Genomic DNA, 20,916 nt, shown 5'->3' on the forward strand with positions numbered 1-20,916 from the left:
GGGCCCGTTGCGGTCCTTCACGTCTGTGAAGCGGAAGTTCGGTGCGATGGTCGACAGAATGCTGCGCAGGGCTAGCCGCCCGCATGACGACGACAGTTTCTTCACCCGGCCCTCGCCAGTCCAGGGAGGCAATCTCGGCCAGCGATTGCCGGGCTGAGATGGCAGCCTCAAACCCAGAGACGCTGTCCGCCTCCACCGGGACCTACTTCGTCGCCGCGGCCACCTTGGCCAGCCGCTCGATCTGCTCCCGTCCCTCCTTCAGCAGCGCATTCCAGCTGTCGGGCGGGTTGCCATCCTTGAGCATCTTTCGGAAGGTCTTGTAGGCATCTGTATCACTCTCGTAGGCACGCCTTGTGTCCTCGTCGTTCACCCAGGCCAGCAAGATCGTCTTGGTCTCGGCGTGGTAGCGGAAGAACAGGCGGTACTGCTGCAGGAACTTGGCACGGAACCAATGCTTGTACTCGTCTCCCAGGGTGTCGCCCTGGCGGAACTGCGGATGCGTAGGGTCTTGAGGGATCAGTTCAAACGCGACCTTCGTTACCGCAGCCAGGCGCTTGGCCGCATTCTTCTTCATCCAGCCCTTCGAGTCGCGCTTCTTCAGCGCCTCCACCTTTTGCGCGAGTTCCTCGAGTTGGTCCAGGAAGAGCGGGTGCGCGAAGATGTTCCAGCCGTTGATGATCAGAGGCCTCGGTTCAGCGGCCTCGGTCATTCGTCGTCACACGACAGCGCAGCATCCAGGTCGACATCGACGCCTTCGGTAAGGCCACGCAGGCGCTCCACGAACCCCGCGTCCACGGCCTTCACGCGCTCCGGGTGGGCAGCGATGTCCTTGGCCAGGAAATTCAAGAACTGGCCCATGACAGGATCCGCCTCGGCGGCTGCTTCGGCACGGCTGATCACGACGTTACCATCCTTCAACTCGTAGTGGATCTTGTCGCGCTTGCCCAACCGCAACGCCTGCCGAATTGGCTCGGGCACTGTGGTCTGGTAGCGGTCGGTGAGGGTGCTTTCAGCTTCGAGGGTGGCAGCCATTTCGGCCTCCTGAAAATTTTGCTTCCCCGGATAGTAATGCAATTGCATTGTCTTGGCAATGCACTGCATTGTCAGCAGCGCTGCTCACCGGTCCCGCGGGTTCTGAGGTGCCGTCGCACGCCCGCTTATGGCCGGCTGCGGCTGGCCTAGGGGTCGAGACCCTCAACACTCACGAGGCGCGCCGAACTGCATTCGTCCCGAATCGTCTTCAGGCCTTGGTAGACAGGACCGTTGTAGAAGGTCTCCCACGCCGACACCGAAGGAAATTCGAGGATGACCATTCTTCGAGGTAACCAGTCTCCCTCGTATACCTTGTGGGCGCCACCACGGGCCAAGTACCTCGCGCCAGCGGCTTCGAGCGCTGGCTTCACTTGGCGCATGAAATCCTGATATCGCTCAGCATCGCGAATCTCGACGTCAAAGACAACGTAGGCGGCCATGCCATCTCCAATATTCGGGAACGCAGCTTACAGCGTTCGTGTCTCGAACGAATGGGCGTGCGCGCGAGCACGGAGCTGGGCGAGCGCACCCGCCTCTGGTCGTTCTGATCCGCGGGAGAATCGTCATGCGGCGCATGCGGCCGCATGCCAAGGCAGGAATCATGAGCGCATCGATCGTCCCGGACAACCTGAATGCCAAGGCGCTCTACGAACGCCTGGGATTCCAGATGGAGGGCGTCAAGCGCAGATCTTTCCGGGTCGATGGCACCGTACCACGATGCCTACGCGATGGCGCCGCTGCGAGAAGCCTGACGCTCAGGCGGGCCCTGCCATCTTCCTGTTCTTCTTCCTCGGCTTCTCGCCGGCCGCAAGGCAGCGCGCGAGACGCTCGCTCGCGACGCGCAGCCGCTGCTTCAGCGCGGCGGGCTCCAGCACCTCGTAGTCCACGTCGAGCGCCATCAGCCAGTAGACCAGCGAATGGAGCGCGTTCGCGCCGCACTGGAGGAGGCATCGCTTCGCATCGATCTCTTCCAGCAAGCCGGCCGATGGCGGAATGCGCCGCGCCATCGCCGCGCGCGGCGCGTGGAGCACCACGCGCGCCTGCTCGGAGTAGGGGTTGACCGCGAGCGAGCGCGACACATAGGCGCGCAAGTCGCCGCCCTCGGGTGCGGGGCGCGGCGCGAAATGGGCGCCGGTGGCGAGCGTGCCCGCGATGCGATCGATGCGGAAGGTGCGCCAGTCCTGGCGCGCCGGGTCCCAGGCCACGAGGTACCAGCGCTGGCCGGTGTGCACCACGCCTTGCGGCTCCACGGTGCGGGCGCTGGCGCGGCCCTGGCTGTCGGCGTAGTCGAAGGACAGGCGCAACTGCTCGCGGCAGGCGGCCGCTAGCCCATCTTTCTCAACTCAACCCCGATTTCGACGATTTTGGGGGTGTTGAGCGACGCAAGTGCTTGATGCGTATAGGGGTGACGCGGCAAAACGCTTGTGGTGGAGACCTTGGTCCTTGGCGTGCGGGCGAGCGGTTCCTAAACTGCGGCGCATGTTTCTGCGCTGCAACCGACGCCTGAAGGACGGCAAGACGCACGATTACTGGAGCGTGGTGGAGAACCGCCGACTGGCCGATGGTCGTGTGGTGCAAAGGCAGGTGCTCTACCTGGGCGAGATCAACGCGAGCCAGCGCGAAGCCTGGCGCAAGACCATCGAAGTGCACGACGAGGGAACCAGGCGCCAAGTGGCGCTGTTCCCGGCCGGCTCGATGCCCGCCGATGACGCGAATGCGGTGGGTATCCGTCTGGACGAACTGCGCCTCGAACGCCCGCGCCAGTGGGGCGCGTGCTGGCTGTCATGCGTGTTGTGGCAGCAACTCGAACTCGACGCCTTCTGGAGCGCTCGGCTGCCGCCCTCGCGCGAAGGCACCCCGTGGCTGCAGGTGCTGCAAACGCTGGTGGCCTACCGGCTGATCGATCCTGGCAGTGAATGGCGCTTGCACCGTCACTGGTTCGACGCCAGCGCGATGGCCGATCTGCTGCACGCCGACTTCGCGTTGGCCGAGAAGAACACGCTGTACCGTTGCCTGGACAAGCTCACAGCGCACAAGGACGAACTGTTCAAGTTCCTGTGCCGGCGCTGGGGCGAGCTGTTCGGCGCGAAGTTCGACGTGCTGCTGTACGACCTGACCAGCACCTACTTCGAGAGCGATGCGCAGCGCAGCGAGCACGACAAGCGCCAGTACGGCTACAGCCGCGACAAGCGAGGCGACTGCCGCCAGGTGGTGATCGCGCTGATCGTCACCCCTGAAGGCTTCCCGCTGAGCTACGAGGTGCTCTCGGGCAACACGGCCGACTCAACGACGCTTGGCGACTTCCTCGATCGCATCGAGCAGCGCTACGGCCGAGCCAACCGGATCTGGGTGATGGACCGCGGCGTGCCCACCGAAGACAGCCTGGCACAGATGCGCCGCATGGGAGCGTCGTATCTCGTGGGCACCCCCAAGGGGCGGCTGAGCAAGCTCGAGCAAGGCTTCCTCGCACAGCCGTGGCAGCGCGTGCGCGAAGGCGTCGATGTCAAGCGCCTGGCCGGTGACGAAGACACCTACGTGCTGGCGCAAAGTGCAGCACGCATCGACAAGGAGCGTGCGATGCGGCAACGCCGCCTGCGCCGCTACGTGCAGCGCCTGCAGGCCTTGCAGGGCCAGGCGCTCACGCGCGATCAACTGCTCATGAAGCTCGGCGCAGCCAAGCACGACGCCGGGCGCGCCGCCCATCTGGTCACGGTTCAGCTGCCCGAGGCCAGCAGCAGTTCCAAGACAGCATCCTTCGAGTTCGAACTCGATCGCGCCCGGCTGCGCCAGGTGCGCCGCCGTGAAGGGCGCTATCTGCTGCGCACCAACCTCGCAGCGCACGATCCCGCGCAGCTGTGGACGTTCTACATCCAGCTCACCGAGGTCGAGCAGGCGTTCAAGGAGCTCAAGCACGACCTGGCCGTACGCCCGATCTACCACTCCAGCGAGAAGCGCATCGAGGCCCACATCTTCGTGGCCTTCCTCGCCTACTGCCTGCAGGTCACCTTGAAGGCCCAACTCAAGCGCCTGGCGCACGGCATCACGCCTGCGGAGGTCATCGCCAAGTTCAAGACCATGCAGATGGTGGACGTGCACCTGCCCACCACCGACGGCAGAGAGCTCGTGCTGTCGCGATATACCCAGCCCGAGGCCGATCACCGCATGCTGCTGGACCTGCTGCGGCTGAAGCTGCCCGATCAACCCCCGCCGAAGATCACTGCCAAACACGCCCGCATCACTGCCCAACCCATCCCGCTGTAGTGGAGACCTTCGAGCTCGTGCTGAATCAAATCAAGCACTTAGCCGGCTTCGCACCTGCCAGTTGAGAAAGACGGGCTAGTTGCGCGAGCTGGGCCGCGTCGACCACCGGCCCGGCCCGATCGAGCGGGACGATGGCGGAGCGCAGCGCGTCGATCCGGCGGTGCAGGCGCGACGGCATCACCTGCTCGAGCTTGACGAGCGCGCGCAGCGACGCCTCCTCGATGCCGGTGACGGCCCCGGCCGTCGCGGTGCGCAGCGCGATCGCAGTGGCGAGCGCCTCCTCGTCATCGAGCAGCAGCGGCGGCAGCGCGTGGCCCGGGCGGAACGCGTAGCCGCCCGCCACGCCGCTGCTGGCATGCACGGGGTAGCCCAGTTCGCGCAGGCGGTCGATGTCCCGGCGCAGCGTGCGCGGGTGGATCTCCAGCCGCTCGGCGAGCTCGGCGCCGGCCCAGTGGCGGCGGGTCTGCAGCAGGGAGAGCAGGCGAAGAAGACGCGAGGAGGCGGTCAGCATAGCAGGACTGTAGCTCGCATCGAGGGCGGAATCTGTCCGCAATGACATCTAGAGTTCACGACATCGCAGCTGCGGCCGCGACAGTCCCCCGAAACCCCAACCCAACCAGGAGCCCACCATGTCCCTCGTCCTCTACTGGCACCCCATGTCCAGCGCCACCCCCATCGCTTGCGCCCTCGCCGAGCTCGGCGTGCCGCACGAGCGCGTCAAGATCGACATCCGCAGCGGCGAGCAGCGCAAGCCCGACTACCTCGCGCTCAATCCCAACGGCAAGGTGCCCACGCTCACGGTAGACGGCGCGTCGATGTTCGAGGCGCTCGCGATCCACCTGTGGCTAGGCGAGCGCTACGGCGTGGCGCGTGGCCTGTGGCCGAAGGCGGACACGCCTGAGCGGCTGCAGGCGACGTCCTGGTGCGCATGGTCCTACGTCACCTACGGCGCGGTGCTGGTGCGCCTGCAGGTCGCGGCGCATGGCGAGGAAGCGCTGCGCAGCGCGGCCCATGAGGAAGCCGCGCGCGAAGGGCTGAGCCAGTTGCTTGCGCTGCTCGACGCACGCCTGGCGAAGCAGCCCTGGATGCTGGGCGCGGACTACTCGCTCGTGGACCTCGTGGTCGGCTCGGTGATCGGCTACAGCGTCTACATCGGTGCGCCGGTGTCCTCGCACCCGCACGTGCAGGCGTGGCTGCAGAAGGTGCAGGCGCGGCCCTCGATGCAGATCGAAGCCTAGGGGAGGCGACATCGCCCGCGCACCGCGCTGCAGCCGGCTCGCCTCGGCCTGCGCGCAGCGCTTGCGCCGCCAGATGACCACGCCGGAGACGCTGAGCATCGCGACGGCCCATGGCCGAGATCAGGATGCGGACGGGCAGCCCGAGGAGGCGGCCCGAATGGATCGGGAACTGGGCCTGCACGAAGAGGTCGGCGGCCGTGCCCTTCCACGGTTCGCGCTCGCCGAGTACACGGGCGTCGAGGCTGTCGACGTAGAGCGTGCGGCGGCCGACGCCGCCGCTGCCGTGCCAGCGCAGCTTGCGTCATCTTGCTGGGTCGCTTCTCGATTGGGGCTTGGGTTGAACGTCCAGTCCTGGCCGACTGTAGCCAGTAGCGGTCTCGGAGCTTCGGGCCCAAACGCGACTTCCCGCTTTCTACAAAGAAGTGGACCTTCGGCGCTCACGTCTTCTCGTCGTCCGCGAGCGTCCGGCGAACCCACCTTGAACGGCTCGCCTGCGGCGGCCAGGGCGACGGCTGTGCATCGCTTCGACCGCGCCGGCAGCGGCGGCCCCGTCAGCCCTCCGGCAAGGAGGCGGCGTTGATCGCCAGTTGCGCGGCGAACGCCCGCTGGTAGGCCGGCCGCGCTTCGCCGCGAGCGACATAGGCGGCTAGGCTGGGAAACTCGTTCAGCAGGCCGGACGGTCTCAGCCGGAGCAGCACCGACACCATCAGCAGGTCGCCCGCGCTGAAGCCGCCGTCTAGCCAGTCGCCGTCGCCCAGGCGGGCGGCCAGCTGGTTCAGTCGGGCGCGCACCCGGTCCTCGACGAGGGGCAGGCGCTCGGCCTTCCAGGGCCTGTCGCCTTCCACCAGCTTGACGGTGACGAGTTCGAGGATGGGAGGCTCGACCGTATTGAGCGCCGCGAACATCCACGTGATGGCGCGCGCCCTTGCGTTGGCATCGGCGGGGAACAGGCCCGAGTGGCGCTCGGCGATGTGCAGCACGATGGAGCCGGTCTCGAACAGCGCGAGGTCGCCTTCCTCGTAGGTGGGGATCTGGCCGAAGGGATGCAGCGCCAGATGCGCGGCCTCCTTCATCGCGCGGAAGGCCACCAGGCGCACCTCGTAGGGCAGGCCGGCTTCCTCCAGCGCCCAGCGGACCCGCGTGTCGCGCGCCAGACCCTTGCCGCCGTCGGGCGACCGTTCAAAGGCGGTGATGGTGATGGTCATCGTGTGTGTCCTTTCGTTCGCCGCGGATCATCGCTCTGCAGGAAAGGGCTGTGCGCTCATGCGATCAGGATTCGACTCGTTAGTCGAAAGACCGGTTCTGGCCGGTGACGGCTGTTGGGCGAATTCTGCTTTCAGCATTCTTCTATCGAAAGCAACGGCCACCGCTCGCCGAACCGCTTTGATTGCACTCGCTGCCGGTACGTAGCGGCGCTCGCTCTGAGCGGGTTGTGCCGAACGAGCAGTTCGAACAGGTCGTCGAGCCCGTGCGGAGCCACGACCCCAATCGATTCCTCATCATTCAGGTTGACGCCCACACATGTGGCGAACTCCGGCCAGGTGCCCACGCCTTCTTCGAGGGACCGAACCGGCGGTACCACCTGCCCGAAATTGTTGGCGAACCAGTCGTGGACCGTGGCTTGGTTCGTGACCTCCCAACGCAACGCCGGCATTGCCTCGCGGAGGCGACGTTCAAGGTCCGCGTCCTGCCCGGGACTGTCCGCCGCGTCGTCGAAGTAGACGACGTCGACGTCTTCAATCGCTGAAGGCCGTTCATAGCCATGGAGCGCGTCCCACACGAGCGAACGCACGGCGCCGGCGCCGATGCACCAAGAGTTCAAACCAAGTGAGCGCACCACCCTCAATGCCGCCATCAAGCTGCTCGACGAGCGCACCATGGCGACAAGCCGTGCCCCGAGTTCAGGCTGAGAGTGGACGTTCATGGTTTGTGGCGAAGGCAGAAGCTGTCCGCGACCGTCGGCTCTTGGCCGACTACGGTAGCACGCGAGCATAGACCCAAGGACCGCTCCCGTTGCGAAGCTGCCTCGAGCCGAACTTTGCTTCAAGACTGGCTGCAGTCATTCGGCTCCTCACCGTATGCGGCGCGTGTGCGCTCTTTTCTGCCGGCCAGCCCCTGACGAAGCGGTCAGCCACGAAATTCGGCGGCCAATAGCTGCCGCGCTCTCCCACCGGCGAACTCGCTCGATACCTGCCGTTCGGCTTGACCATAGACCGGACCTTTGCGGTCGGTGCGGTGCCAGAGTGGGAGCCCGCGTCGGGCCTGTCAGCCTGCGGGGCTCCCGTCGGCACGGGCGACCGGCGTGATCTGGGCGAACATGCTGCGGGCGTTCCAGGTTGGGAAGGCTCTTACGAGCGACATGGGGCCGTGGAGTCGGATGCGGCCCTCGCGGGTGGCTTGGGCCCAGGTGAGATGGCCGGCGTGCCATTTGACGAAGGCTTCGGCTTCCGCCGTGATGTAGAGGTCCTCGTCGCGGCCGGGGCACGTCTTGCAGATCTCGGTGTCTCCGAGCTCGATGAGTAGCCAATAGCGCTCAGGGCGCGGCCGACCGGTGAAGTCGAAGCGGATGACGATGCGTCGATCCGGGAGCCGGTCTCGGCGGAGCGCGTGGCACATCGACCACAGGGCCACATACGGGTCGAGGTTCTCGGGGGCGATCTCGAGCCAACGCGCACCCCACTCACCGAGTACCTGGCAAACTGTGAAGAGCTCGTGGCCCGCGGACGTGAGCTTGTAGTGGCGCCCGCGCCCGTCGGGCTTGGGTGCCGACTCGACGATACCGCGCCGTTCGAGCTGCCTGAGCCGCTCTGAGAGCAGGGTACGCGACAGTCCGGGCGCGCCCTCCAGGATCTCACTGAAGCCTCCGCACCCCAGGTGCAAGTTGCGGATGATCAGCGGCGTCCAGCGCTCGGCGAAGATCTCGGCACCACGGGCGATGGGGCAGTATTGGCCGTACGTCCTCATAATCCCAGTGTCGCGCACCCACCTTCGGCTGTGAAGTCCAGATTTTTGACTTTACGGCCGCGGTCCGCGGTGGTTCGATGTGGTCCTCGAAGTGGAGGACACCATGACGACACCAACGACCGCGGAATTGGGCCACCGGAGCAAGCAGCCAACCCTCGTTGAAATCGACGGGTTTCGAGGCCGGCTGATCAGTGCCCACCACGCCGACTACGACATCGCGCGTGCCGTGTGGAACGGCGCCATCAACCGGCACCCGCGTCTGATCGCCCGATGCATCGGAGTCGCCGACGTGGTCGCGGCTGTGCGGTTCGCCCGCGACCACGATCTGGAGATCGCCATACGAGGGGGAGGCCACAACGTGGCGGGCACCGCCGTTTGCGACGACGGGATCGTCATCGACCTCTCGGCCATGCGGGCCGTGCGGGTCGATCCCGCCCATCGCAGGGCCTGGGTGCAGGGCGGTGCGCTGTGGGGCGACGTCGACCACGAGACGCAGGTGCACGGTCTGGTCACCACCGGTGGAATCGTGAGCCACACCGGCGTCGCCGGGCTCACCCTCGGCGGTGGCGTCGGATGGCTGATGCGCAAGCATGGACTTACGGTCGACAACCTTCTCGCCGCCGATGTCGTAACAGCCGACGGCGAGCTGCTGCGCGCGTCCGAGGACGAGCACCCCGACCTGTTCTGGGCGCTGAGCGGCGGCGGCGGCAATTTCGGCGTGGTCACCTCGTTCGAGTTCCGCCTTCACTGCGTCGGGCCGACCGTCCTGGCCGGGCCCATCCTCTGGGACGCGAATGACGCCAGCGAGGTTCTCCGCTTTTACCGCGACTTCGTCCGCGACGCTCCCGACGAGCTCGGCACAGTAGTGAGGTTTGGCACCGCGCCACCGCTGCCGGTTATTCCCACGGATCTGCACTGGCGCCCGGTGATGATGGTCGGCAACTGCTATGCCGGGCCGATCGAGGACGGTGAGCGGGCGCTCGGCCCGCTTCGCGTGTGTCGGCCTCCTCTTGTCGACCTGGTCGGCCCCACACCATACGTGGGATTCCAGAGCGCACTCGATTCGACCGTCGTCCACGGCTGGAACTACTACTGGAAGTCAACGCACCTCCCCGATCTCAGCGATGACCTCATTGACGTGATTGCCGAGCACGCGTTCACCTGCGCGTCGCCACGGTCGTACGTGGCGATGTTCCATCTGAAGGGCGCGGTGAGCCGAGTGGCCGAGGGCGGGACAGCGTTTGGGAACCGGCAGGCTTCGCACGCGATCACGCTCGATGCGGTATGGCGGCCCGGCGAGGACTTCGCCACGCGGGACACCGCTTGGGCAAGGGGGTTCTTAGCCGCCCTCGGCCGGTTCCGGGAAGGCGTCTACGTCAACTTCCTCGGCGGCGACGAAGACCCCGGCCGGGTCCGCGAGGCGTACGGCGCCTTCGTCTATGACCGGCTGGTGGACGTAAAGACTAAGTACGACCCCGACAACGTCTTCCACAACAACCAGAACATCCGCCCGCGGTTGAGTCATGCGTGAGCAATGGCGACTGCCTGCTGCGAGGCCCAGAGGCAGCCATTCGATCGGCCGCTCTGGGATGCCAGTGGATTGGGACCTTGAGATCCACGAAGGACCGCGACGGGTCGAGCGGCGCCAAGCGGCCGCTATCTGACGCCAGCAGCGAAGGGCTGGTGCTGGCCGAATCCGGCCATCGGCCGCATTCTGCCCTGCCCTGCCGATTTCCCCGCCTGGGGTCGCACCGCGGGCTCAGTGCTGGATCGCCCCCGCGGGCGCGAGGCCAAACCTGAGCATCCTCGAGAGTAGTGATGGCAAGTCCGATGAATGTCACCAAGCTCCAGACGAAATCCCATGACGAACCGGATGAGGTTCGGGAGCCGGAAAAGACTCGGGTCGAAGTGGTCCGCCTCGAGGGGTACACGCTTGGACGCTTCAAGTTTCAGCCCGGGTGGCGCTGGTCGAAGTGCATCAAGCCGGTCGTCGGCACGGATAGTTGCCAAGTAGCTCACGTTGGGTACGCGGTTTCCGGTCGAATCACCGTGCAAATGAATGACGGCTCGAAGACCGCAATTGAGGAAGGCATGTCGTACACCATTCCTCCGGGCCACGACGCATGGGTCGAAGGCAACGACCCGTTCGTTGGCTTCGAGATGATGAGCGCAGAGGAATACGCAAAGCCCAAGAGCTGACCCCGACTGGTCTGACCACCCTTCAGTGATGAGCGGATCGCGAGCTACTCGAGCCGGCGGCGATGGCTGCCGTCGGCTGGACCGAAGGTGGCGCGCCTAAACAGCATGCTCGGGAGCGAGGCTTCTTTCGAGCTCGTCGCCGCTCAGGACGAGAGGTCGTAGTTCCAGTCGCCGGCAGCCCAGGAGGCGGGCTGCGGATGCGGACTCGAACTACTGCGCGTACCAGCCCTAGTCCGGGACCACGCCGCGCACAGCCCAAGACGAGGTTGTAAGTGCGCGCGGACCGTCGGGAACACCACAAAGATACGCTGCCCGGACATGGCGCTGCTGCTGTCAGTGACGGCGTACACCTCGACGGCGCCGCCTTGCCCCGGAACGACGCCGCCCCGAGGGGCTCGACCGGAATGCGTCCAACGAGTGCCATGCAGGTTGCCGGATCGATCAGGATCATCCGCTTCGCAAGCTTGGTGTGCGCCTCGAGCCGTGCGGCAAGGTTCACCGTGCCGCCGATGCAGGTGTAGGTCGCGCGCTGCTGCGTGCCGGTGTAGCCCGCCACCATTTCGCCGGTGGCGATTCCCACGCCGATTCGGATCGCAGGCTTGTCCGCAGCGATGCGCTCTGTGTTCAGCAGCTCGATCATGTCGAGCGCCGCGCGCACCGCGGCCGCGCTGTGGTCGGGCAGCGGCAGTGGGGCGCCGAAGATGGTCATCAGCCCGTCGCCGTCCAGCGGCGACCTGCGCTGAAAGCGAAAAAGCCACACGGTCGCCTCTGGGACCGCCTCGAGTTTTTCAACAGAATCCTGCGGCGAGCTGACGATCGACAGCCCCCACTTCTACGGCAGTGCGGCGTAGTCGACAATGGGCCGCTCTCCGCAACCCCTGGAGTCACTCATGTCGCCGATCAGAAGCCTCGTCTGCGCCGCGCTGCTCGCCACCGCAACGCTCCTGTCGGCCTGTGCCACGCATGGCGCGGCAACGAGCCCAGCGACGACGAGCGTAGAGGCGAAAGCGTCTCCTGCGCTCGTGCCGTTTGCGTCCGATGAAGGCCTGGCACGTCTTGGCCGCTCGGGCGCAAAGATTGATTTCGCGGCGCTCGCCAACCAATTTGAAGCCCAGTACAACGGCACTTTCTGCGGGCCCACCTCGGCCGCGATCGTGCTCAACGCCGTGCACAGCCGCAGTGCCGACCTGCCACGCGACCACACGCGGCTGCGCAAGGACGATGTGCAGTTCATGCGAGCCGGCGCCGATCCGATCGTCCCGCGGTTCACGCAGGACAGCGTGATCGACAGGGGCCCCAAGACACGTGCGCAGGTGCTTGGCGAGCCGATCACCATTGGCGGCAAGCAGGTCAAGGATTTCGGCTACCAGCTGCGCCAGTTTGACGCAATGCTGCGCGCAAACGCGCTCGTCACCAGAGTTGTCGTCGTTGACGATGCGCTTTCCGAGCAGGCCATCCGCGCTGACCTGGCAAACAACCTCGCGCGCGGCGGCGACTACGTGATCGTGAACTACAGGCGTGAGGCCGTGGGCCAGAAGGGAGGTGGCCACATCTCGCCGCTCGGCGCCTATGACGCTGCGTCAGACTCGTTTCTCGTGCTCGATGTCAACCCGGCTGTAGCGGGCTGGGTCTGGATGCCGACGGCCACGCTGGTGAAAGGCATGCGCACTTTCGACACGGTGGAGAACCGTGGCTACGTGCTGGTCCACGCGCCATAAGCCCTCGGGCAACGCGAAGAAGTGTCGCTAGCTCATGTCCGTGCGTCAGGTGGCTCAGTCGCCATTTTCTGGCACCAGTGGCCGCGGTCCCCGCTCGCGCATTGACCGACCCACCGGCACGGTTCCCTGCCGCTCTGTGAGCAGCTCGACTGCCATCGCCTCTGCGGCAGACGAGCCCGCCATCTCGTGGGCACTTGTCGCGCCCCCCGACAACGATCGCCAGCGACTGCGCCGGCGCCCTTGCCTTGATGCAGCTCATGAAATATCGGATCGACCGCGCCTAGACTGCGCGCAGACCTCCGCCGCGCGGCGCGGGATGGCCCAGGAGCCGAATTTGCTGACCGCTTACATCACTCACCCCGACTGCGCACGCCATGAGATGGGCGCCGGCCATCCGGAATGTCCAGAACGGCTTTCGGCCATCCACGACCGGCTTCTGATCAGCAGTCTGCTCGACTACATGGTCCCGTACGACGCTCCGCTCGCCACCGATGATCAACTGGGGCGGGCACACTCGCTCGCCCATGTGCGCGAACTTGCTGCGGCTTCGCCGGACGAAGGGCATCACCAGGTTGACCCCGACACCAGCATGAACCGATACACCATGCAGGCTGCACGGCGCGCGGCGGGCGCCTCGGTTCTGGCTTGCGACCTGGTTCTTTCGGGCAAGGCGCCCGCGGCGTTCTGTTGCATCCGGCCCCCGGGCCATCATGCCGGGCGCGCCGCCGCCATGGGCTTCTGCTTCTTCAACAACGTGGCCGTCGGCATTCGGCACGCGCTCGATGTGCACGGCCTGCAGCGCGTGGCGCTGATCGACTTCGACGTCCACCATGGCAATGGCAGCGCCGACATCTTCAAGGGCGACGAGCGTGTGCTCATGTGTTCCATATTCGAAAAAGGGATCTATCCTTTCTCGGGCGAGGAAGACGAGGGTCCGAACATGGTCAACGTCGGCTTGCGTTCGCGCTCGGGCAGCGACGCTTTCCGCGCAGCGGTCATCCACCAATGGCTGCCGGCGCTCGAGGCCTTCGCCCCCGAGCTCATCTACATCTCCGCCGGCTTCGATGGCCACCAGGAGGACGACATGGGAAATCTGGCGCTGGTGGAAGGCGACTACACATGGGTGACGCAGCAGATCATGGCCGTCGCGCAGCACCACTGCCGGGGCCGGGTCATCTCCTGTCTCGAAGGCGGCTATGCACTGAGCGCGCTGGCGCGCAGTGCCGCGGCGCATGTCAAGGTCCTGATGGGTGCAGACTAAGGTCATGGACAAGCACTACCTCACGCCGCTGCTGGCGCCGGGCTCAGTCGTTGTCTTCGCGGGCCACGCCGAAGACCCGGTAGGCCAGACTTCGCACGCCCGGGCCGTGCGCGAAGCGCTTCGCGCAGACCGGTTCAACGGAACGCTGCAGTTTCTGGACGTCCGCACCAGCGGCACGCTGGGGGATCTGGCGCAGACGCGCTCCGATCTCGCGATCATCGCGCTGCCGCCACAGGAGGTCGCCTCTGCACTGGAGGTTGTCGGCCGCATCGGCTGCCGCGCCGCGCTCGTCATCTCCAATGGCATCGCCACCGAGCAGGCTGCGCAGCTGCGAAAGATCGCGCGCCGCGACGGCGTTCACCTCCTCGGTCCGAATTCGCTCGGCTTTCAGCGCCCCCCGTTGACGCTCAATGCCAGCACGGCCGGCCCGCTGGCCAAGGCCGGCCCGCTCGCGCTGGTGTCGCAGTCGGGCGCCCTGACGGCATCGATGCTCGATTGGGCGCGCGAGAACGCGGTCGGGTTCTCCAGCGTCGTTTCGCTCGGCCGCCATACGGCGGTGGACATCGCCCAGGTGCTGGACTTCCTGGCCAACGATGCCGCCACCCACAGCATCATCGTCTACCTCGAAGGGATCTCCAGCGCACGTCGCTTCATGAGCGCCCTGCGGTCGGCCTCGCATGCCAAGCCGGTGGTGGTGCTCAAGGCCGGTCGCAAGCCCGCCGGCAACGAAGCTGCGCACACGCACAGTGGCTCGACCGTCGGCAGCGACGATGTCTTCGACGCTGCGCTGCGACGCGCCGGTGCGGTGCGGGTGCGCTCGTTCGTCGAACTGTTCTCGGCCGCCAAATGCCTGGCCTCGCGCTATCGCCCGGTCGGCCGGCGCCTGGCCATCGTCACCAATGGCGGCGGCCCGGGTGTTCTGGCGGCGGACTGGGTCAACGAGATCGGCCTGCAACTCGGCAAGCTGTCACCCGACTCGCTCAAGACGCTGCAGCCCCGGCTGCCCGCGTCGGCTTCGCTCACCGATCTGATCGACCTTTCGGAGGAAGCCGAGCCGGCGCACTTCCGGGCCGCGGTCGATGCGGCCGCCGCCGACCCGCAGATCGACGGTGTCCTGGCAATCTTCTCGCCCAAGACAGGGGCCGATGCGGTCGCGGTGGCGCGCGTGCTGGCCGACATCCCGCGGCCGATGAGCAAACCGCTGCTGTCATGCTGGATGGGCGACGCCTCGGTCGGCCCCGCGCGTGCGGTGCTGGGGGAGGCCACCATCCCGAGCTTCCGCACGCCGGAAGCGGCGGTTGGCGCGTTCGGCAACATCGCGGCTTTCTATCGGAACCAGGCGCTGCTCCAGCAGACCCCGCCGCCGCTGTCGGCGCTCGCCAAGCCGGATATCGAGGGTGCGCGGCTGCTGATCGAGAGCGTGCTGGCGGAACGGCGCAAGGTACTGACCGAGATGGAGTCGAAGACCTTGCTGTCTTCCTTCCATATCCCGATCACCCGCACCTTGCTGGCGCGCAGCGCCAACGAAGCGATGATGATCGCCGCCCAGCTGGGCTTCCCCGTCGCGCTCAAGATCGATTCGCCCGACATCAGCCACAAGTCGGATGTGGAGGGCGTGGCGCTGAACGTCATGAACGGCGCCGGTGCACGCGACACGTACAGCGACATGATGGAACGCGTGGCGCGCCTGGCGCCCGACGCGCGCATCAACGGCGTGACCGTTCAGAAGATGGCCACGGCCCGGCGCGGGCGCGAAATCCATGTGGGCCTGGTGACGGACGATCCCTTCGGCCCCGTCATCGTGTTCGGCGCAGGCGGCACCATGATCGAGCTGCTGGACGACCGTGCCATGGAGCTGCCGCCGCTCAACCAGTTCCTGGCGCGCCGGCTGATCGAACGCTCGCGGGTCGCCGAAACCCTGCACGAATGGCGCGGTGCCGCAGCCGTGGACATGGAGGCGCTGGAACAGGTGCTGCTGCGGGTTTCCGAGATGGTGTGCGAACTTCCCGAACTGCGGGAGATGGACATCAACCCGATCATCGTCGACGAAACGGGCGCAGTGGCGGTCGATGCTCGCATCGTCGTCGACAGCACGCCGCAAGGCGCAAGCGGCCTCATCAACAGCTACCAGCACCTGGCCATCCTGCCCTACCCTGCGCGCTACCAACGCGAGTGGCCTTTGCCCGGTGGGGGCACCTACACCGTGCGAGCCGTTCATCCCGACGACGCGCAGATGCTTCAAGCCCTGGTGCAGCAGCTCTCGCCGGAAAGCCGCTGGTTCCGGTTTGTCTCGCGCTTCCACGAGTTGCCGCCGTCCATGCTTTCGCGCTTCACCTTGATCGACTACGACCGCGAGATGGCGCTGGTCGCAGTGGTGCGGGAGCGTGGCGTCGCGGACGATGGCGCGGTCCGCGAGACCGAACGCATCGTGGGCGTGTCGCGCTACATCACCAATCCAGATCAATCGAGTTGCGAGTTCTCGTTGGTGGTTGCAGACGACTACAGCGGCAAGGGACTGGGATCACGCCTGTTGGAGGCGATCATCGATGTGGCCCGCGACAAGGGCCTCTCGGAGATCGATGGGCTGGTGCTGAGCAACAACGCCGATATGCTGAAGCTCGTGAAGAGGTTGGGTTTTTCGATCAAGTCCTTTGCCGAAGATCCGGACTTCAAACTGGTGAGTCGGGCCTTGTGACTCGATCTCGCTGAGCATCAATGCGCCGAGGGCTGCTGCGGCTCGGACCGAACCGGGGTTGCGCGGAGCTCTGTGATCGCGTCTGCGCGTTGCCGTTTGCAGGATCGAATCGCGAGTTCCGCAGATGCAAGGTAGTTCGCGCGGATGCCTTCACTTCCCATCCGCGTATCGCATCGCCATGCCTATCCCCTCGTTGAGGGCATCAGCCCGCGAGCGGGCCGGCCGCTCGTGGGTGCGAACGCGAGAAGTGCCCGCGCTTTCACCACTTCAGCCTGCAACTTCTTGAAGCGCGCCGATGCGAAGCCGGCGTCCTGCTCCTCCATGAAGCTGCGAGCGGCATGCAGGCACGCCAGAAAGTTCGGAACCGCCCGAACCCTTGCGTTGACAGGAATGCTCACGACGCCGGTGCGACGCCGAGTGCCTGGTCCAGTTCCTCGTCAGACACGAACTGCCTCGCCAAGGCTTGCCGCAGACCGGTGATGGCGTCTTCAGCCTGCACCAGATTGGCATGCTCCAATTCAAGCGCATGGTAGTAGTCCAGCCGGCGCGCGTCGATCAATGCCACGTAGCTCGCACCGTTCTTGGTCAGCACTTTCTCAGAGCCGCTGCCCACCACGTCTTCGGCGAGCTCGGTGAGTCTGGCGCGCGCTTCGCTGATGGGAACGATGTCTGATGCTCGCAACGGCATTTTGCAGTATCCGTTAAGGTTGGCGTTAATCCTAGTCTAGCGACCAAACCCTGTCCTCGGCAATCGGTGCTGGACATGCTCGGTTCCCCTTTGCGGCCACCCGCATCGCCAGTGGCTGGCTGCCGGGACAACGGACCGTGTGGGCATTTGGCAAGTCCTTTTCTCGCGCGCCAGGCACGATAGGCTTTCGCTTCGCGATCGAGACGTCGAACGCGATGCGGTAGCCGGCCTATTGCAATGACACTTTGAGCCACAAATTCGATTGCTGACCGACGGCAGTGGGCCCAGCCGAAGTTCGGGTCTCTCGAAAGCGGTTGGCTGCGCCAGAATCGCGACGGCGCTTTGCTGTCCGAACCCTAGCTGCTGCGTTCGGCCAGCCGCAGCGACGTCTGCTCTCCAGTGCGCGTTCAGGTCGGCGCTTCGCAAGACAACATTGATGCTTTAGGCTCCCACGAAGGTGAGCCGCACCTCGTGCGCCAGCCCATCGCGAACGATGTTTCGAGCATCGTCGTCTGCGAATTCGAAGAGTGCATCGGGGATATCGTCCTCCTCGAGCGCGAAAAGGATCTCGATGGCCCCTTGCTGGGCTTCGGAGAAGGTGCCGACCTGGGTCAAGCGGTTGAACTTCGCAGCCGTCTCCTGCGGCGCCAGCTGGCGCAACTCGAGCAACTCGAGCACGAGCTCGATCTGCGATGGGGTGAGGGGCTCGGGGACAGCGGAAGACATCATGGCGTTCGATCCTTTTCGGTGGGGCTCGGGACTGTTCCTTTGCTGAGAATCAGTCTCTTCGTCGATCCTTAAGCGTCGCTGAAAAGTGCTCGCTTCCCGGCTCGGCAGCGATCAAGAGCACGCAGCGTTTGACTCAGGCCCAAATGTGGGGCGTACAGAGGTACTGACGTCCTCTCCGGGGCGCACCCGGATCAATCGTCCCAATCCCGACGGTGGTGATGGCGATGGCGCCAACGCTCGCCCGGCCCGTCATAGACCTGCGCCGGCGGCCCGTAGTACACCGGTGCTGGGCGGTAATAAGCTGGCGGCGGCGGCCGGTAGTACACGGGAGGAGCCGGCTGATAGTAGGTTGGTGCAGGACGCGAATAGACAGGTGCCGGCTCGTAGTACACGGGGCCAGGCTCGGCAACGCCGATCGCCACGCCCGGAGCACTGATGCCGACGGACCAGTTCACCTGGGCATTCGCTGACGCGGCGGCGAAGAGTGCACCAGCGGCCACAGCACCGGCCGCGGACCACTTGAAGAAGGCTGAACGATTGAGGTTCACAGAGACTCCTGAAGGGGCGAAAACTGCCCCATGCCGTACACAACGCACGCCACGGGAGCGAAGTCACGTCTGCTCTGTGAAGTTGGTTGCCGAACGTGACCGATCCGCGCTTGTGCCTTCGCTGCGAGATCCTGTCGCTTGCCGCCAGCGCCTACGATCGGGGGATGATCCGACTGATCGCCTGCCTACTTTTCGCCCTTCCATTCTTCGCGCAAGCCCAGCCCCGCCTCTGTCTCGTCGTAGGTGTCTCTGACGGCGACACCCTCAGCGCTCGCTGCGGTGCTCCAGGAGCCTATGAGCAGGTCAAGGTGCGCGTTGCGGCGATCGATGCTCCTGAATCACGCCAGCCCTTCGGCCAGCGCAGCAAGCAGGCTCTCAGCGGGCTCTGCTACATGGAGCAAGCGCGAATCTCGCCGCGCGACACCGATCGATATGGCCGCACCGTCGCCGATGTGAAATGCAGGGGCGAAGATGCCGGCCGGCACCAGGTGGCCGGCGGATGGGCCTGGGTCTACGAGAGATACGCGAGTCGCGACGACGGCGCGCTGTTCAAGATGCAGTACACAGCCCGCGCGCAGCGTCTAGGGCTATGGGCCGATGCGAAACCTGTAGCACCGTGGGATTGGCGAAAGGCGCAGCACGGCGGCTGACGCTGAGGATGCCAGGGATTGCAGGCATATGCACAAGTGAAACCGGGACCCGACGCGTCTGTCATTTGACGTCATCTGCGCCCGGGTGAACGCGCCGTCGTCGGTCGTCGGCCGCATCCAGGACAGATCTCGCCAAAGTCTTTAGAGGAAAAGGCCGTGCTTCTTAGAGCATCGTCTGCGCCGTTTCAGAATGGCCGCGCCGCGCTACCCTACTCCTTGTCGCGCGGCTCAGCCGCTTTGACCTGGAGATCGTTGGGCTATCCCATGGCGTACCCCCGAAAAGACAGACGCTGAAAAGCAGTCTGGTACACGCAAGCTTGGGCGCTCCCCCGAAAAACTCGTCGCGACCCGCACCAGCACTCGCTCTCCCCCTGGGCCAGTCGGCACAGGGCGCTCCAGTCGTCTCGGGGCCGACTCAGGTGGCGTAGACCGCTTCCAGGTCGCGAAACCCCTTGATCTCGATCGGATTGCCGAAGGGGTCGAGAAAGAACATCGTCCACTGCTCGCCGGGCTGGCCTTCAAAGCGCACCTGCGGCACCAGCACGAATTGCGTGCCTGCATTGACGAGGCGCTCGGCCATGGCCTTCCAGTCGGCCAGCGCCAGGATCAGTCCGAAGTGCGGCATGGGCACCAGCTTGTCGCCCACGTGCCCGGTGGCCGCGGTGGCGAAGGGCTGCCCCAGGTGCAGGGAGATCTGATGGCCGACGAAGTTGAAGTCGACCCAGGTGTCGGTGCTGCGGCCTTCCTGGCAGCCGAGCACGTTGCCGTAGAACTGCCGCGCGCGGTCCAGGTCGGTGACGTTGAAGGCGAAGTGGAAGATGGATTGCATGGGGTTGAGGTGTTGTGGATGTGTGATGAACAGGACAGGTTTGATGCCGAGTGCCGCGTCTCAGTACCCCTTGCCGAGGTCGACGACGCCGCTCAGCGTCGGGCTCTCGAGTCCGGCGCTGACCTTGGTTGCGATCTGGGCGATGGCCTCTCGCACCACCGTCTGCGCGGCAATGTGAGGTGTCAGGACGATCTCCGGGCGCCGCCAGAACGCATGGCCGGGCGGCAGGGGTTCCTCTTGCGTGACGTCCAGCGTCGCGCCCGCCAGATGCCCCTCGTCGATGAGGCGCAACAGATCCTCCTCGACCAGATGCGCGCCACGAGCCACGTTGATCAGATAGCCACCCGGCTTCAGCTGCGAGAGCGATGCGTGCGACAGGATGCCCTGCGTGGCGGGTGTCAGCGGCAGCATGCACACGAGGATGCGGGTCTCCGACAGGAAGCGATCGAACTCGTCGGCGCCCGACAGGCAGGTGACGCCGTCGATCGTCTTGGGGGACTGGCTCCAGCCGAACACCGGGAAATCGAACTGCGCCAGGCTCCAGGCGACCCGCTTCCCGAGCGCCCCAAGGCCCATGACGCCGACCGGGAAATCGCTGCGGATCGGCGGCTTGCGGGGTGCCCATGCACCGGAGGCTGCACTGAGCTCGTACCGATCGAACTCACGGAAGTGGCGCAGTATCGCGTGGCTGACGTACTCGGCCATCTGCACGGCCATGCCACCGTCTTCAATGCGCACGATACGAGCCTGCGGCGGAAGCCGGAGTTTCATCAGCGCGTCGACGCCCGCACCCATGTTGAAGATGATCCGCAGGCGCGGATGGGCGTCCATGAACGCCTGCGTGGGCGACCACACGATGGCGCATTCGGCCTGCTCGTCAGTGTGGGGCCAGGCGCTGATCGTGGCATGGGGCAGTGCGGCCCGCAGGCCGAGCTCCCAGGTGGTGGCTTCCGTGTGGCTGCAGCACAGCGCGATCCTGTCACGGACCTCCTGTGGTCCGGATGCGTCGCCTTGCGACGCGGTGGCAGCAGTAGAGGTGGAGAGGGATGCTTGCATGAAAAGGTTCGTGAAAGGGTTGATCGCGGGGTGCGATCGGTGGCGAAT

At 65.7% G+C, this 20,916-nt stretch carries 20 protein-coding genes and 2 pseudogenes; 8 read left to right on the forward strand and 14 right to left on the reverse strand.

All coding sequences use genetic code 11. The features are described 5' to 3' along the window. Window positions 1-202 precede the first annotated feature (202 nt). The 4 genes and pseudogenes from ACSQ89_RS34905 to ACSQ89_RS34920 form a co-directional block, all read right to left on the reverse strand. Window positions 203-709, reverse strand: a complete 507-nt coding sequence (locus ACSQ89_RS34905) for a type II toxin-antitoxin system YhaV family toxin (RefSeq protein WP_093111161.1) — start codon at window positions 707-709, stop codon at window positions 203-205. Next, window positions 706-1,032 carry a type II toxin-antitoxin system PrlF family antitoxin gene (locus tag ACSQ89_RS34910; RefSeq protein WP_436294912.1) on the reverse strand — a complete coding sequence of 109 codons (327 nt, stop codon included), beginning with the start codon at window positions 1,030-1,032 and terminating at the stop codon, window positions 706-708. Before ACSQ89_RS34910 ends, ACSQ89_RS34905 begins: the two co-directional genes overlap by 4 nt. A 146-nt stretch (window positions 1,033-1,178) precedes the next feature. Further along, window positions 1,179-1,472 (reverse strand): DUF1330 domain-containing protein, encoded by a 294-nt coding sequence (locus ACSQ89_RS34915; RefSeq protein WP_093110476.1) that lies wholly within the window; start codon window positions 1,470-1,472, stop codon window positions 1,179-1,181. 315 nt (window positions 1,473-1,787) lie between these two features. Then, window positions 1,788-2,360: pseudogene (locus ACSQ89_RS34920) on the reverse strand (helix-turn-helix transcriptional regulator); the annotation flags it as partial. Between the two features lie 151 nt (window positions 2,361-2,511). Here ACSQ89_RS34920 and ACSQ89_RS34925 point away from each other — a divergent pair. Continuing rightward, the gene (locus ACSQ89_RS34925; protein ID WP_436296001.1) at window positions 2,512-4,293 is read left to right on the forward strand and encodes an IS1634 family transposase; all 1,782 of its coding nucleotides are present in this window, start codon (window positions 2,512-2,514) and stop codon (window positions 4,291-4,293) included. Between the two features lie 73 nt (window positions 4,294-4,366). Here ACSQ89_RS34925 and ACSQ89_RS34930 read toward each other — a convergent pair. Further along, window positions 4,367-4,804, reverse strand: a pseudogene (locus ACSQ89_RS34930) (helix-turn-helix transcriptional regulator); the annotation flags it as partial. A 118-nt stretch (window positions 4,805-4,922) separates the two neighbouring features. Between ACSQ89_RS34930 and ACSQ89_RS34935 the strand changes: the two are divergent. After that, on the forward strand, window positions 4,923-5,531 hold the full coding sequence (locus tag ACSQ89_RS34935; RefSeq protein ID WP_093110478.1) for a glutathione S-transferase family protein: 609 nt from the start codon (window positions 4,923-4,925) through the stop codon (window positions 5,529-5,531). Between the two features lie 551 nt (window positions 5,532-6,082). On the opposite strand, the gene ACSQ89_RS34940 is transcribed toward ACSQ89_RS34935, so the two are convergent. The 3 genes from ACSQ89_RS34940 to ACSQ89_RS34950 form a co-directional block, all read right to left on the reverse strand. Next, window positions 6,083-6,736, reverse strand: coding sequence for a glutathione S-transferase family protein (locus ACSQ89_RS34940; RefSeq protein ID WP_093110479.1), 654 nt, complete (start codon window positions 6,734-6,736; stop codon window positions 6,083-6,085). Between the two features lie 131 nt (window positions 6,737-6,867). Continuing rightward, the gene (locus ACSQ89_RS34945; protein ID WP_436294914.1) at window positions 6,868-7,455 is read right to left on the reverse strand and encodes a nucleotidyltransferase family protein; all 588 of its coding nucleotides are present in this window, start codon (window positions 7,453-7,455) and stop codon (window positions 6,868-6,870) included. 341 nt (window positions 7,456-7,796) lie between these two features. Then, on the reverse strand, window positions 7,797-8,495 hold the full coding sequence (locus tag ACSQ89_RS34950) for a winged helix-turn-helix transcriptional regulator (protein ID WP_093110544.1): 699 nt from the start codon (window positions 8,493-8,495) through the stop codon (window positions 7,797-7,799). Window positions 8,496-8,598: 103 nt separating this feature from the next. On the opposite strand from ACSQ89_RS34950, the gene ACSQ89_RS34955 reads away from it, so the two are divergent. Both ACSQ89_RS34955 and ACSQ89_RS34960 read left to right on the forward strand, forming a co-directional pair. Next, window positions 8,599-10,026, forward strand: a complete 1,428-nt coding sequence (locus tag ACSQ89_RS34955; RefSeq protein WP_436296926.1) for an FAD-binding oxidoreductase — start codon at window positions 8,599-8,601, stop codon at window positions 10,024-10,026. Window positions 10,027-10,313: 287 nt separating this feature from the next. Then, window positions 10,314-10,694, forward strand: a complete 381-nt coding sequence (locus ACSQ89_RS34960; RefSeq protein ID WP_214697029.1) for a cupin domain-containing protein — start codon at window positions 10,314-10,316, stop codon at window positions 10,692-10,694. 22 nt (window positions 10,695-10,716) lie between these two features. Here the strand turns inward: ACSQ89_RS34960 and ACSQ89_RS34965 are convergent, their stop codons facing one another. Further along, on the reverse strand, window positions 10,717-11,403 hold the full coding sequence (locus tag ACSQ89_RS34965; RefSeq protein ID WP_436297273.1) for an adenylate/guanylate cyclase domain-containing protein: 687 nt from the start codon (window positions 11,401-11,403) through the stop codon (window positions 10,717-10,719). Between the two features lie 181 nt (window positions 11,404-11,584). Between ACSQ89_RS34965 and ACSQ89_RS34970 the strand changes: the two genes are divergently transcribed. The 3 genes from ACSQ89_RS34970 (at window position 11,585) to ACSQ89_RS34980 (ending at window position 16,368) form a co-directional block, all read left to right on the forward strand. After that, on the forward strand, window positions 11,585-12,412 hold the full coding sequence (locus ACSQ89_RS34970) for a phytochelatin synthase family protein (RefSeq protein WP_436296927.1): 828 nt from the start codon (window positions 11,585-11,587) through the stop codon (window positions 12,410-12,412). A 334-nt stretch (window positions 12,413-12,746) separates the two neighbouring features. Next, window positions 12,747-13,673 (forward strand): histone deacetylase family protein, encoded by a 927-nt coding sequence (locus tag ACSQ89_RS34975; RefSeq protein ID WP_436297274.1) that lies wholly within the window; start codon window positions 12,747-12,749, stop codon window positions 13,671-13,673. A gap of 4 nt (window positions 13,674-13,677) precedes the next feature. Beyond that, complete coding sequence (locus ACSQ89_RS34980) at window positions 13,678-16,368, forward strand: bifunctional acetate--CoA ligase family protein/GNAT family N-acetyltransferase (RefSeq protein WP_436294917.1); 2,691 nt, start codon at window positions 13,678-13,680, stop codon at window positions 16,366-16,368. Window positions 16,369-16,762: 394 nt separating this feature from the next. On the opposite strand, the gene ACSQ89_RS34985 is transcribed toward ACSQ89_RS34980, so the two are convergent. The 3 genes from ACSQ89_RS34985 to ACSQ89_RS34995 all read right to left on the reverse strand — a co-directional run bounded on the left by ACSQ89_RS34985 (window position 16,763) and on the right by ACSQ89_RS34995 (window position 18,333). Further along, window positions 16,763-17,056, reverse strand: a complete 294-nt coding sequence (locus tag ACSQ89_RS34985) for a type II toxin-antitoxin system Phd/YefM family antitoxin (protein WP_436294918.1) — start codon at window positions 17,054-17,056, stop codon at window positions 16,763-16,765. A gap of 441 nt (window positions 17,057-17,497) precedes the next feature. Continuing rightward, window positions 17,498-17,785, reverse strand: a complete 288-nt coding sequence (locus ACSQ89_RS34990; protein WP_436294919.1) for a hypothetical protein — start codon at window positions 17,783-17,785, stop codon at window positions 17,498-17,500. A 191-nt stretch (window positions 17,786-17,976) separates the two neighbouring features. Beyond that, complete coding sequence (locus tag ACSQ89_RS34995; RefSeq protein ID WP_436294920.1) at window positions 17,977-18,333, reverse strand: hypothetical protein; 357 nt, start codon at window positions 18,331-18,333, stop codon at window positions 17,977-17,979. A gap of 164 nt (window positions 18,334-18,497) precedes the next feature. Here ACSQ89_RS34995 and ACSQ89_RS35000 point away from each other — a divergent pair, with 164 nt between their 5' ends. Beyond that, window positions 18,498-18,983, forward strand: coding sequence for a thermonuclease family protein (locus ACSQ89_RS35000; RefSeq protein WP_436294950.1), 486 nt, complete (start codon window positions 18,498-18,500; stop codon window positions 18,981-18,983). A 415-nt stretch (window positions 18,984-19,398) separates the two neighbouring features. On the opposite strand, the gene ACSQ89_RS35005 is transcribed toward ACSQ89_RS35000, so the two are convergent. Both ACSQ89_RS35005 and ACSQ89_RS35010 read right to left on the reverse strand, forming a co-directional pair. Next, a complete protein-coding gene (locus ACSQ89_RS35005) occupies window positions 19,399-19,812 on the reverse strand; it encodes a VOC family protein (RefSeq protein WP_436294921.1) in 414 nt (137 codons plus the stop codon). Window positions 19,813-19,872: 60 nt separating this feature from the next. Then, window positions 19,873-20,868, reverse strand: a complete 996-nt coding sequence (locus ACSQ89_RS35010; protein ID WP_436294922.1) for a 2-hydroxyacid dehydrogenase — start codon at window positions 20,866-20,868, stop codon at window positions 19,873-19,875. Window positions 20,869-20,916 lie beyond the last annotated feature (48 nt).

The sequence above is a fragment of the Variovorax sp. LjRoot175 genome, assembly GCF_964253805.1.
Taxonomy (GTDB): domain Bacteria; phylum Pseudomonadota; class Gammaproteobacteria; order Burkholderiales; family Burkholderiaceae_C; genus Variovorax.

What these genes read in the sequence shown, in the direction of transcription:
- ACSQ89_RS34910 (WP_436294912.1), bottom strand. Translation starts at nt 1,032, where the DNA reads ATGGCTGCCACCCTCGAAGCTGAAAGCACCCTCACCGACCGCTACCAG.
- ACSQ89_RS34970 (WP_436296927.1), top strand. Translation starts at nt 11,585, where the DNA reads ATGTCGCCGATCAGAAGCCTCGTCTGCGCCGCGCTGCTCGCCACCGCA.
- ACSQ89_RS34990 (WP_436294919.1), bottom strand. Translation starts at nt 17,785, where the DNA reads ATGATGTCTTCCGCTGTCCCCGAGCCCCTCACCCCATCGCAGATCGAG.
- ACSQ89_RS35000 (WP_436294950.1), top strand. Translation starts at nt 18,498, where the DNA reads ATGATCCGACTGATCGCCTGCCTACTTTTCGCCCTTCCATTCTTCGCG.
- ACSQ89_RS34940 (WP_093110479.1), bottom strand. Translation starts at nt 6,736, where the DNA reads ATGACCATCACCATCACCGCCTTTGAACGGTCGCCCGACGGCGGCAAG.
- ACSQ89_RS34945 (WP_436294914.1), bottom strand. Translation starts at nt 7,455, where the DNA reads ATGAACGTCCACTCTCAGCCTGAACTCGGGGCACGGCTTGTCGCCATG.
- ACSQ89_RS35005 (WP_436294921.1), bottom strand. Translation starts at nt 19,812, where the DNA reads ATGCAATCCATCTTCCACTTCGCCTTCAACGTCACCGACCTGGACCGC.
- ACSQ89_RS34960 (WP_214697029.1), top strand. Translation starts at nt 10,314, where the DNA reads ATGGCAAGTCCGATGAATGTCACCAAGCTCCAGACGAAATCCCATGAC.
- ACSQ89_RS34965 (WP_436297273.1), bottom strand. Translation starts at nt 11,403, where the DNA reads ATGACCATCTTCGGCGCCCCACTGCCGCTGCCCGACCACAGCGCGGCC.
- ACSQ89_RS34915 (WP_093110476.1), bottom strand. Translation starts at nt 1,472, where the DNA reads ATGGCCGCCTACGTTGTCTTTGACGTCGAGATTCGCGATGCTGAGCGA.
- ACSQ89_RS34925 (WP_436296001.1), top strand. Translation starts at nt 2,512, where the DNA reads ATGTTTCTGCGCTGCAACCGACGCCTGAAGGACGGCAAGACGCACGAT.
- ACSQ89_RS34950 (WP_093110544.1), bottom strand. Translation starts at nt 8,495, where the DNA reads ATGAGGACGTACGGCCAATACTGCCCCATCGCCCGTGGTGCCGAGATC.
- ACSQ89_RS34955 (WP_436296926.1), top strand. Translation starts at nt 8,599, where the DNA reads ATGACGACACCAACGACCGCGGAATTGGGCCACCGGAGCAAGCAGCCA.
- ACSQ89_RS34980 (WP_436294917.1), top strand. Translation starts at nt 13,678, where the DNA reads ATGGACAAGCACTACCTCACGCCGCTGCTGGCGCCGGGCTCAGTCGTT.
- ACSQ89_RS34905 (WP_093111161.1), bottom strand. Translation starts at nt 709, where the DNA reads ATGACCGAGGCCGCTGAACCGAGGCCTCTGATCATCAACGGCTGGAAC.
- ACSQ89_RS34985 (WP_436294918.1), bottom strand. Translation starts at nt 17,056, where the DNA reads ATGCCGTTGCGAGCATCAGACATCGTTCCCATCAGCGAAGCGCGCGCC.
- ACSQ89_RS35010 (WP_436294922.1), bottom strand. Translation starts at nt 20,868, where the DNA reads ATGCAAGCATCCCTCTCCACCTCTACTGCTGCCACCGCGTCGCAAGGC.
- ACSQ89_RS34935 (WP_093110478.1), top strand. Translation starts at nt 4,923, where the DNA reads ATGTCCCTCGTCCTCTACTGGCACCCCATGTCCAGCGCCACCCCCATC.